The sequence below is a fragment of the Streptomyces sp. NPDC012510 genome (assembly GCF_042955065.1).
In the GTDB taxonomy this organism is placed as follows: domain Bacteria; phylum Actinomycetota; class Actinomycetes; order Streptomycetales; family Streptomycetaceae; genus Streptomyces.
This window is the reverse complement of sequence record NZ_JBIBEN010000099.1, coordinates 1-1,151: the sequence shown is the minus strand read 5'-3', so window position 1 is coordinate 1,151 and position 1,151 is coordinate 1. Positions and strand designations below refer to the sequence as shown.

Here is a 1,151-nt window from a genome sequence, read left to right as displayed (position 1 = left end):
CGCACGAACGCGGCAAGGTCTTCGGGCTGTTCGGCGCGATCGTCGGTCTCGGGGCGGTCTCCGGTCCGCTGCTCGGCGCGCTGCTGACGGAGTGGAACCTGTTCGGGCTGGAATGGCGGCCGATCTTCCTCATCAACCTGCCCGTCGGCATCGCGGGTCTGATCCTCGGCAGCCGCTTCATCACCGAGTCCAAGGCACCGAAGGCGCTCAAGCTCGACCTCGTCGGCGTCGCGCTCGTGACGCTCGGCATGCTGATGCTGATCTACCCGCTCACCCGGGGCCGCGAGCTGGGCTGGCCGCTGTGGGGGCATCTGATGATGGTCGGCTCGCTGGTGGTGTTCGGGGCGCTCGTCGCGTACGAGCGGAACAAGGGCGCGCGGGACGGCTCGCCGCTGATCGAGCTCTCCCTCTTCCGGGTGAAGAGCTTCGCCGCGGGCATCGCCGTGCAGACCGTCTTCGGGATCGGCCTCGGCATCTTCTTCCTGGTGTGGACGCTGTACATGCAGATCGGCCTGGGCTGGAGCCCGCTGCGCGCCGGTCTGACCGGGGTGCCGTTCTCGATCGCCGTCTCCACGGCCGCCGGACTCTCCGTGCAGAAGCTGGTGCCGCGGTTCGGCCGCAAGGTGCTCCAGGCGGGCGCGCTGACCATGGCCGTCGGTGTCCTGCTCTACATCTGGGAGTCCGACCACTACGGCCTCGGCATCGCCTCCTGGCAGATGGCGCTGCCCCTCATCGTGATGGGCGTCGGCATGGGCCTGATCGTGGCGCCGCTGACGGACGCGGTGCTGTCGGAGGTGCCGCGCGAGCACGCCGGTTCGGCGTCCGGCCTGATCAACACCGTGCAGCAGATGGGCAACGCACTCGGTCTCGGCCTGGTGTCCGTCGTCTTCTTCGGTGAGATCGGCGACCGGCTGGCCCGCTCCGAGGTGGGCCCCGCCTTCGCCAACGCCTTCGAGCACGCCCTCGGGTGGGTGGCCGCGGTGATGGCGGCGATCTTCCTGCTGATGTTCGCCCTGCCGAAGCGGCCGGCGCAGCATCTGGAGGGAGGCGGGGACGACGGCTCCGGGGCCGCCCCCGCCAAGGAGCGGGAGGGCGCGCTCGCCGGCTGAGCGCGCACGCGCCACGACCGCCTTCGAAGGGCCCCGGGTCCA

1 protein-coding gene is annotated in these 1,151 nt (G+C 70.6%); it reads left to right on the top strand.

Features of this window, described 5'->3' with window-relative positions; translation table 11 throughout:
• On the top strand, window positions 1-1,109 hold a 1,109-nt coding region (locus tag ACFY9I_RS42590), incomplete at its 5' end, for an MFS transporter (protein ID WP_391012937.1).
• Window positions 1,110-1,151: the final 42 nt, after the last annotated feature.